The 8,622-nt window shown below is 65.4% G+C and carries 10 protein-coding genes; 6 read left to right on the top strand and 4 right to left on the bottom strand.

Going from position 1 to position 8,622, the window contains the following annotated elements:
- Positions 1-84: 84 nt before the first annotated feature.
- The 4 genes from ACKOED_RS13930 to ACKOED_RS13945 all read right to left on the bottom strand — a co-directional run bounded on the left by ACKOED_RS13930 (position 85) and on the right by ACKOED_RS13945 (position 2,164).
- Positions 85-420, bottom strand: coding sequence for a tRNA-binding protein (locus ACKOED_RS13930; protein ID WP_408917214.1), 336 nt, complete (start codon positions 418-420; stop codon positions 85-87).
- 8 nt (positions 421-428) lie between these two features.
- Positions 429-1,250, bottom strand: coding sequence for a pyrroline-5-carboxylate reductase (gene proC / locus ACKOED_RS13935; protein ID WP_408917215.1), 822 nt, complete (start codon positions 1,248-1,250; stop codon positions 429-431).
- The gene (locus ACKOED_RS13940; RefSeq protein WP_408917216.1) at positions 1,247-1,747 is read right to left on the bottom strand and encodes a YbjN domain-containing protein; all 501 of its coding nucleotides are present in this window, start codon (positions 1,745-1,747) and stop codon (positions 1,247-1,249) included. Before ACKOED_RS13940 ends, proC begins: the two co-directional genes overlap by 4 nt.
- A 138-nt stretch (positions 1,748-1,885) precedes the next feature.
- On the bottom strand, positions 1,886-2,164 hold the full coding sequence (locus ACKOED_RS13945) for an accessory factor UbiK family protein (protein WP_408917217.1): 279 nt from the start codon (positions 2,162-2,164) through the stop codon (positions 1,886-1,888).
- A 96-nt stretch (positions 2,165-2,260) separates the two neighbouring features.
- Here ACKOED_RS13945 and lgt point away from each other — a divergent pair, with 96 nt between their 5' ends.
- From lgt to ACKOED_RS13975, 6 genes are all read left to right on the top strand, one after another.
- Complete coding sequence (lgt, locus tag ACKOED_RS13950; RefSeq protein ID WP_408917218.1) at positions 2,261-3,097, top strand: prolipoprotein diacylglyceryl transferase; 837 nt, start codon at positions 2,261-2,263, stop codon at positions 3,095-3,097.
- Positions 3,084-4,133, top strand: a complete 1,050-nt coding sequence (locus tag ACKOED_RS13955; RefSeq protein ID WP_408917219.1) for a class I SAM-dependent methyltransferase — start codon at positions 3,084-3,086, stop codon at positions 4,131-4,133. Before lgt ends, ACKOED_RS13955 begins: the two co-directional genes overlap by 14 nt.
- Positions 4,133-4,897 (top strand): peptidoglycan editing factor PgeF, encoded by a 765-nt coding sequence (pgeF, locus tag ACKOED_RS13960; protein WP_408917222.1) that lies wholly within the window; start codon positions 4,133-4,135, stop codon positions 4,895-4,897. The genes ACKOED_RS13955 and pgeF overlap by 1 nt, the downstream gene beginning before the upstream one ends.
- Positions 4,898-4,912: 15 nt before the next feature.
- Positions 4,913-6,064, top strand: coding sequence for a M24 family metallopeptidase (locus ACKOED_RS13965; RefSeq protein WP_408917220.1), 1,152 nt, complete (start codon positions 4,913-4,915; stop codon positions 6,062-6,064).
- 201 nt (positions 6,065-6,265) lie between these two features.
- Positions 6,266-7,303 (top strand): hypothetical protein, encoded by a 1,038-nt coding sequence (locus ACKOED_RS13970; protein WP_408917221.1) that lies wholly within the window; start codon positions 6,266-6,268, stop codon positions 7,301-7,303.
- Between the two features lie 119 nt (positions 7,304-7,422).
- Positions 7,423-8,355 (top strand): ribose-phosphate pyrophosphokinase, encoded by a 933-nt coding sequence (locus ACKOED_RS13975; RefSeq protein ID WP_408917223.1) that lies wholly within the window; start codon positions 7,423-7,425, stop codon positions 8,353-8,355.
- The last annotated feature ends 267 nt before the right edge of the window (positions 8,356-8,622 follow it).

Here is an 8,622-nt window from a genome sequence, read left to right on the forward strand (position 1 = left end):
CGGTTTTGCAATCTTGGCCGAATCCTGTCCGGTTGGTCGCGCGCCGCCGGCGATTGAAGCGCTCCATCAGAGCGCCACGCGCGCTCAATACATCCGCCCGCCATTGGGGACCGGACGCTCGACGGCCACCAGCACCACATCGCCAGCGCCGTCCGGAAAGCCCAGGGTCAGCACCTCCGACATGAAAGGGCCGATCTGGCGCGGCGGGAAATTGACGACCGCCGCCACCTGGCGGCCCATCAGCGTTTCGGGCGTGTAGTATTTGGTGACCTGGGCGGAGGACTTGCGCACGCCGATCTCCGGCCCGAAATCGATGCGCAGTTTCAAGGCTGGCTTGCGCGCCTCGGGAAACGGCTCGACGCCCACGATGGTGCCGACCCGGATGTCGACTTTCTGAAAATCGTCAAAGCTGATGGTCACCCGGGGCCTCAGCTTGCCAGTTCGTGCGAGCGCCTGGCGGCGGCGGCTACGGCCTTGTCGAGCAGCGGCTGCATGCCGTCCGCCGCCATCAGGATTTCGAGCGCCGCGAATGTGGTGCCTTTGGGCGAGGTGACGTTCTGGCGCAGTGTGGCGGCGTCAATCCCTGACTGGCGCATCAGTTCTCCGGCGCCCGCCACGGTGGCGCGCGCCAGCTGCACGGCGAGTTCCTTCGGCAGCCCTGCTTTTTCGCCCGCCGCCGCCAGGCATTCGGTGAGATAGAACACATAGGCCGGGCCGGAGCCCGACACCGCCGTCACCGCGTCGATCATCGCCTCGTCCGGCACCGTCACCACCTCGCCGATCGCCGCGAGCAACGCCTGGGCCAGCACCGTCTGTGCCGGTGAGACATTGCGGTTGGCGGCCATGGCGGTGATGCCGCGGCCCACCGCGGCGGGCGTGTTGGGCATGCTGCGGATGACCGCCGCATCGGCGCCGAAATGGCGCTCGAAGGAGGCGATGGTCTTGCCCGCCGCAACGGAAAGTATGAGCGGCCGCGATGCCCTGAGGCCGGTGATGCCGGGCAGCACCTCTTCCATGAATTGCGGCTTCACGGCGATCACCACCACCTCGGCATCCGTAATGGTGGCCGGATCGGGGTTGAGCTTCACCCCGGCGCGCGCCGCCAGGTCCCTGGTTTCGGCGGGTGGCGCGGGGTCGAGCGCCACGATCTTCGCTGCCTCGGCGCCGCTTTTCAGCCAGCCTTCCAGCATGGCGCCGCCCATCTTGCCGGCGCCGACCAATACCAGGGTTCCGGCCAGCTTCACCATCACGCCTCTCCCCAGGTGTCGATCATCGCCGCCTCGAGGGCCTCCGCCGCGCTCTGGCCCGCCCAGACCACGAACTGCACAGCCGGGAAGTAGCGCTCGGCCGATTCGATGGCGAGGCGGATCAGCGCCTCGCATTGCGCGTCATTGGCGGTGGCCTGACCGTTGAGCAGCAGGCTGTTGCGGAACAGGAGGCTGCCGTCAGCATGCCACAGGTCGAAGTGCCCAACCAGAAGTTGCTCGTTGATACGGGCGATCAGCTTTGCCATTTCCTCGCGCCGGGCCGCCGGGACCTTCAGGTCAAGGCTGGCCGCGACATGCAGGATTTCGAAATCCTCCTGCCAGTTGAGCGTCACCGTCATGTCGCTCCAGCCGCCGGACACCGCCATCATGACTTCGCGCGCGTTGGTCCGCGAAAACGCCCATTCATAGGCCTCGGCGATGCGTTCAACCCGGTCCAGCGGATTTCCGATATTCTCGTTTTCGCGGGCCTCGAGGGCCATCCGTTATTCCTCCGTAGGCTGACGAATTCGCCATGCGCCAGCCTATGGAGCGAAACTGCCGAAGCGGGTGAGTCGCCGCAAGGCCGGGGGCAGGAAAACACATGATTCCTCCACAGCCTTGTCACGCTGGCGCAAACTTCAGCCAGTGGTCGAATCAGCCTTGGGGGCGATGCCGAGCCGGGCTTCGAGCGCGGCGATGCGCGCGGCCAGCGCGTCATTCTCTTCGCGGGCCTTCTGGGCCATGGCTTTCGCGGCCTCGAACTCCTCGCGCTTTACGAGATCCATGTTGTTGAGCACACGCTCCATTTGCGTCTGCACCAGCGTGTCGAATTCGCGGCGCATGCCCTGCGCAGCGCCTGCCGCGTTGGTCATCAGCTTGGCGAGTTCGTCGAAAATCCGGGTCTGGGTGGTGTTCATGTGGATAACCCTTTCTGATCTCTAACTATGTCCTGCTGGCTCCGGCTTCAAGATGCGGCTTGACGCCGGGCCTGCCCGCTTCCACTGTCCGGCGCCATGATGACTGACGCCGGCAGCCTCGCCGTCCTGCCTTTTCCCGGCATCGGCCCGGTGGCATTCGAGATCGGGCCGTTCGCGGTGCGCTGGTATGCGCTGGCCTATATCGCGGGGCTGGTTTTCGCCTCCTGGTACATGAAGCGGCTGGTCGAGACGCCCCGGCTGTGGGGCCAAACCAGGCCTTCCATGACGGTGGCCCAGATCGACGAATTCTTCATCTGGACAGTGCTCGGCGTGGTCCTCGGCGGCCGGCTTGGCTATGTGCTGTTCTACAAGCCGTGGTTCTATCTCACCCACCCGGTGGACATTCTCCGGATCTGGGATGGCGGCATGTCGTTCCATGGCGGGTTTCTGGGCGTGGTGGTCGCCTGCCTGTTTTTCGGACGCCGGATCGGCACCAGCCTTGACCGCATGCTCGACCTCGGCGCCGCCTCGGTGCCGGTGGGGCTGGGGTTGGGGCGGCTCGCCAATTTCGTCAATGGCGAATTGTGGGGCAGGCCGACGGACGTGCCCTGGGCCTTCGTGTTTCCGCATGACGCGCTGCAGCTGCCCCGTCACCCGAGCCAGCTTTACGAAGCGGTGCTCGAGGGGCTGCTGCTGTTCCTGGCGGTGCGCATCGCCACCCACCATTATGGCGCCCTGCAGCACCCCGGCCGCGCCTCGGGCATTTTCGCGCTGGGCTATGGGCTGTCGCGGATCCTCGTCGAATGGGTGCGTGAGCCGGACCCGTTCCTCGGCTATTTCGCGGGCGGGCTCACCATGGGCATGATGCTGTCGCTGCCGCTCTGCGCGGTGGGCGTCTGGCTGCTGCTGCGGTCGCGCCATGACCCCGCTTGAACGGCTCATCGCCGAAACCATCGCCGCCGAAGGCCCCCTTACGATTGACCGCTACATGGGCCTGTGCCTCGGCCATCCGCGCTATGGCTATTACATGACGCGCGATCCGCTGGGCGAGAAGGGCGATTTTCTCACCGCCCCGGAAATCTCGCAGGTGTTCGGCGAACTGATCGGGGTGTGGGCGGCTGAGCTGTGGCGGATGATGGGCGGGCCCGATCCGGTTTCCATCATCGAACTTGGCCCGGGCCGCGGCACGCTGATGGCGGACATGCTGCGCACGTTCAAACGGGCGGCTCCCGGCCTCGCCGCTGCGGCGCGCGTGCATCTCGTCGAAACGAGTCCGGTTCTGGAAGCGCGGCAGCGCCAGCTGCTGGGTGCTGCGGCGCGCTGGCACGCCAGGCTTGAGGATGTGCCGGACGGTCCCGCGATCGTCATCGCGAATGAGTTTTTCGATGCCATCCCCAACCGCCAGATCGAGAGGCGGCAGGGCCGCTGGCATGAACGTGTGGTGGGCCTCGCCGACGGCCAGCTGGCGATCGGGCTGGGCGCGCCGGTTGCGGCACAGGGCGGTGAAGACGGCGATATCCGGGAACCAGCACCCGCCCGCGGCGCAATCGCTGGCGCCATCGGCGCGCGTCTCGCCCGTGACGGCGGCGCCGCGCTGGTCATCGATTATGGTCATCTCGCTGGCCAGGCGGGCGATACGCTGCAGGCGATGCGCGGCCACCGCTTCGTGCCCGTCACCGCGGCGCCGGGCGAATGCGACCTGACCTCACATGTCGATTTCCAGGCGCTGGCGCAGGCGCTTGCCGAAAGCGGCGCATCGGTCTGCCGGCCGCTCAGCCAGCGCCAGTTCCTGCTCGCCATGGGGAGCGAGGCACGCTTCGCGCAACTGGCGGCCACCGCTGACGCGCCAACCCGCGACATGCTCGCCCGCCAGCAGGCGCGGCTTGCGGAGCCTTCGCAAATGGGTAACCTGTTCAAGGTCCTGGCGGCAACCGCGCCCGGCCTTGAGGCGCCATACCCATTCCAATGATGATGATCGAATCGGAAGATCTCAGGATTGACGGCATTTCCCACGGCTTCTTCACCCGCCTGGGCGGCCATTCGACGGGCGTGTTCGCCGCGCTCAATTGCGGCCTGGGCTCAGGCGATGACCGCGCCAAGGTGCTGGCCAACCGGGCCATGGCGGCGAGGCGGCTTGGCGTCGAACCCGGCTCCCTGGTTTCGGCCTGGCAGGTGCACAGCGCCGAGGCGGTTGTGGTTGACGAGCCGTTTCCCGAAGACGAACGGCCGCGGGTGGACGGGCTCGTCACCCGCAGGCCCGGCGTGGCGCTGGGCGTGCTCACCGCCGATTGCGGCCCCATCCTGTTCGCCGATCCCGTGGCGCGGGTCATCGGCGCCGCGCATGCCGGCTGGAAGGGGGCGCTCGACGGCATCACCACCCGGACCCTGGCGCTCATGCAGCAGGAAGGTGCTGATCTGCGTCGAATCATCGCAGTCATCGGCCCGACCATCTCCCGGCAGGCCTATGAGGTGGGACCGGAGTTTCGCGAACGTTTCGGTCAAGCTGACGCGGCCAATATGGCATTCTTCGCGCAATCTCCCCGCCAGGGCCATTTCATGTTCGACCTTCCTGCCTACCTCGCGAACCGGCTGCGTTCCGATGGTGTGGGCAGGGTTGTCGACCTTGGGCTGTGCACCTATGCCGACGAGGGCCGGTTCTTCAGCTACCGGCGCACCACGCACCGCAACGAGGCGGACTATGGCCGGCTGATCTCGGCCATCGCCATCGTCTGACGGAGGAGAGAGATCATGGCCCTGCATTTCACCCGGCCCGAATACACCCGCCGCATCGCGGCCACCTGCGCCGCCATGGCGCGGCGGGGCCTCGATGGCCTGCTGCTGTTCCAGCAGGAAAGCATGTACTATCTGACCGGCTACGACACATTTGGCTTCTGCTTCTTTCAATGCCTGTATCTGGGCGCTGATGGCAGGCTCGCTTTGCTCACCCGGTCAGCCGATCTGCGCCAGGCCAGGCACACCTCGATCATCGAGGACATCCGTATCTGGACCGATGCGGCGGGCGCCAGGCCCGCTGGCGAACTGCGGACCATGCTGGAAAGCCTGGGCTGCAAGGGCAAACGCCTGGGGATCGAAACCCAGTCCTATGGCCTCACCCATTTCAACGGCAAGCAGGTGGATGAGGCGCTCTCCGGCTTCGTCAAGCTCGCTGACGCGAGCGATCTCGTGAACATGATCCGCGTGGTGAAGTCGCCAGCCGAACTGCGCTATGTGCGCAAGGCCGGCGAATTGGGCGATGCCGCGTTGAAGGCAGCGGTGCGCAAGACCAAGGCCGGCGCCGACGAGGGCGAGATCCTCGCCGCCCAGCAAGGCGCGGTGTTCGCCGGCGGCGGCGATTATCCCGGCAATGAGTTCATCATCGGGTCCGGGCGCGACGCGCTGCTCTGCCGCTATAAGTCCGGCCGCCGCAAGCTTTCCAGGCGCGATCAGCTCACCCTCGAATGGGCGGGCGTCTACCGCCACTACCACGCCGCTTTCATGCGCACGCTCATCGTCGGCAAGCCCATGAAACAACACCTGGCCATGGACGAAGCCTGCCGCGAGGCGCTGGCCGCCGTCGAGGAGCAGCTGCGTCCGGGCCGGACGGCCGGTGACGTGTTCGCAGCCCATGCCCGGGTCATGGACCAGCGCGGCATGCGCAACCACCGGCTCAACGCCTGCGGCTATTCGCTGGGCGCCAAGTTTACACCAAGTTGGATGGATTCACCCATGTTCTATCAGGGTAATGAGATCGAGATCGAGCCCGGCATGGTGTTTTTCGCGCACATGATCCTGATGAATTCCGAGGCCGGCGCCGCCTATTGCCTGGGACGCACCTACATCATTGGGGAAAAGCGGCTCGAGGCGGTTTCGAAGGCGCCGCTCGGAATGATAACCCGATAGGCGATGCGGTACGGGGCAGCCATCTTATGCGACGTGGCGCCGCGGGCATGGCCAGCCGCGGCGCTGGCCTTGTTGGTGATGATATTAACTGGCTGCTCTGCCGCATCGCTATTGAGGGACGCCGGGCCGCCCGGAAGCGCCAAAGGCAAGATTCTGCCGCAGGTGGCCGTCCAACAGATCGCTGGCATGCCAGCGGATCGCTTGGCCGCATTCAACACAGCGCTTGTGGAGGCTGGCGCCCGCCATGACATAGCGATCCTTGCGGGCGAGAGCGCCTTCGGGTTGCTGAGCCTGGGTGGCGGCATGCGAGCCTTGCCTTCCAGCAACGGCGTGCGTGTGATCTATGAGCTTCAGTTCCGCGATCCTGATGGCGCGCTGATCGGCACGATCGGCGGCGAAGATAATGCCGGTGTATTCGCCGGTGCTGATCCCTGGCAGGCCGTGACTCCGTCGGTGTTGGACCGGGTAGCACGGCGGACCGCCGATGAGCTGGCGCGCAGGCTGGCGGAGATGGGCTATGCGGCGCGGGTCGCCTCACTCATTGCGCCGCCACCCGACCTGTTCGCCAAGGCAGGTGAGGGCGCTGAGCGCCAGATCGATTTCGAAACCGTGCATGGCCCCGGCCTCGCGGCGCTGGGAACCTTTGGCCTCGAAGAGGCTGACAAAGTGGTGGCGCACGAGGATTTTCTGCCGGCAGTCGCCTCGGTCGCGCCGCTCCCCGGCGAGGGAATGTTGCCCACTGTAGCGGTTTCGGATGAAGGTCTGGCCCCGGCTCCCTCAGGCGAGGATGAGCCGCAACTGCCCCAGCGTACCGTGACAGCGGCGGCCGGCAACGTCAAGGATGGCACCGCCGTTCAAGCCAGATCCGATCCAGTTAAGCAGGCGATCCGCGCCGTGGCCGTGGTGCCGGTCAAAGGCTCGCCTGGCGGCGGCGATGCGGAACTGACCACGGTCGTGCGGAAAGTGCTCTCCGAGGCGGGCTGGCCAGTGGTGAGCAAGCCGCAGCACGATGCGCTGACCGTGGAGGGCCGCGTCAAACTGTCGAAGAAGGACGCCGAAACCGAGACAGTGTCGATCCGTTGGCTGGTCAAGACGCCGGATGGCAAGTTGCTGGGCGATGTGAAACAATCCAATGATCTGCCAAAAGGCGCGCTCGACCAAGGCTGGGGGCCGGCCGCGAGGGCGGTAGCGGAAGCAGCCGCCACCGGTATCTTCGACGTGGTCAAGAATTACCGTTAGCGCAAGCCCCCCGGCCATAAGGGGCCGCAATGGCTGCATCAGCGGAATCACGCTTTGCAGGGCTTCACGCGGTTGTTATAGACCCCTCGAACCGGCCGCTTTGGGGGATTTCGCACATGATGAAGATCGTGGCAGGCAACAGCAACCGGCCACTGGCGGAAGCCATCTGTTCTTATCTCAATATGCCGATGACCAACGCCACGGTCCGGCGGTTCAACGACATGGAGATCTTCGTCGAGATCCACGAGAATGTGCGCGGCCAGGACATGTTCGTGGTGCAATCGACCTCGTTTCCGGCCAATGACCACCTGATGGAACTGCTGATCATCATCGACGCGCTGAAGCGGGCGTCGGCCCGGCGCGTGACCGCGGTGATCCCTTATTTCGGCTATGCCCGCCAGGACCGGAAGCCCGGCCCCCGCACCCCGATCTCGGCCAAGCTGGTGGCCAATCTCATCACAAGGGCTGGCGCCGACCGGGTATTGACCATGGATCTGCACGCCGGCCAGATCCAGGGCTTTTTCGACATTCCCACCGACAATCTGTTCGCAGGCCCCGTCATGGTGCGCGACATCAAGAATCACCTGAACGTGTCCAACGCGGTGGTCGTCTCGCCCGACGTGGGCGGCGTGGTGCGCGCCAGGGCGCTGGCCAAGCGCCTCGATACGCCACTGGCAATCGTCGACAAGCGCCGTGAGCGGGCCGGCGAATCCGAGGTCATGAACATTATCGGCGATGTCGCCGGCATGTCCTGCATCCTGATCGACGACATCGTCGATTCCGGCGGCACGCTGGTCAACGCCGCCGAGGCGCTGCTAGCGGAAGGCGCCAAGGACGTGACCGCCTACATCACCCACGGCGTGCTGTCGGGCGGGGCGGTCTCGCGCATCACCAATTCGAAGCTGAAGGAACTGGTGATCACCGATTCGATCCAGCCCACCGAGGCGGTGAAGATCGCGCGCAACATCCGCACCATTCCGATTGCATCGCTGCTGGGCGAAGCGATCGGCCGCACCAACCGCGAGGAAAGCGTTTCGAGCCTGTTTGAGTAAAGGCGTCGTCCGGCTGAGCGTGACGAGCCGAATTCTTGCCGCCGGCACGCCCGGAAGGCCAGCGGCTTTCTCTCTCTCGCGGCGAAAATCCCCCGGTGGCGCAATTCAATGCGGCCGAGCCTGGATCTAGAGCAATTTTCAGTCTGATTGAATCGAAAGGGGATTCCCAAATCACCTGAGGTCTGATTCAAGCTGGCCACTGGGTTGGAGGCCAGTTTGCATGACCAAGCCTTATCCGATGGAGATGCGCGTTCGTGCTGTGCGGTT

This window comes from Aestuariivirga sp. (genome assembly GCF_046093005.1).
Classification (GTDB): domain Bacteria; phylum Pseudomonadota; class Alphaproteobacteria; order Rhizobiales; family Aestuariivirgaceae; genus Aestuariivirga.

What these genes read in the sequence shown, in the direction of transcription:
- pgeF (WP_408917222.1), top strand. Translation starts at nt 4,133, where the DNA reads ATGATGATCGAATCGGAAGATCTCAGGATTGACGGCATTTCCCACGGC.
- ACKOED_RS13955 (WP_408917219.1), top strand. Translation starts at nt 3,084, where the DNA reads ATGACCCCGCTTGAACGGCTCATCGCCGAAACCATCGCCGCCGAAGGC.
- ACKOED_RS13965 (WP_408917220.1), top strand. Translation starts at nt 4,913, where the DNA reads ATGGCCCTGCATTTCACCCGGCCCGAATACACCCGCCGCATCGCGGCC.
- lgt (WP_408917218.1), top strand. Translation starts at nt 2,261, where the DNA reads ATGATGACTGACGCCGGCAGCCTCGCCGTCCTGCCTTTTCCCGGCATC.
- ACKOED_RS13975 (WP_408917223.1), top strand. Translation starts at nt 7,423, where the DNA reads ATGAAGATCGTGGCAGGCAACAGCAACCGGCCACTGGCGGAAGCCATC.
- ACKOED_RS13940 (WP_408917216.1), bottom strand. Translation starts at nt 1,747, where the DNA reads ATGGCCCTCGAGGCCCGCGAAAACGAGAATATCGGAAATCCGCTGGAC.
- ACKOED_RS13945 (WP_408917217.1), bottom strand. Translation starts at nt 2,164, where the DNA reads ATGAACACCACCCAGACCCGGATTTTCGACGAACTCGCCAAGCTGATG.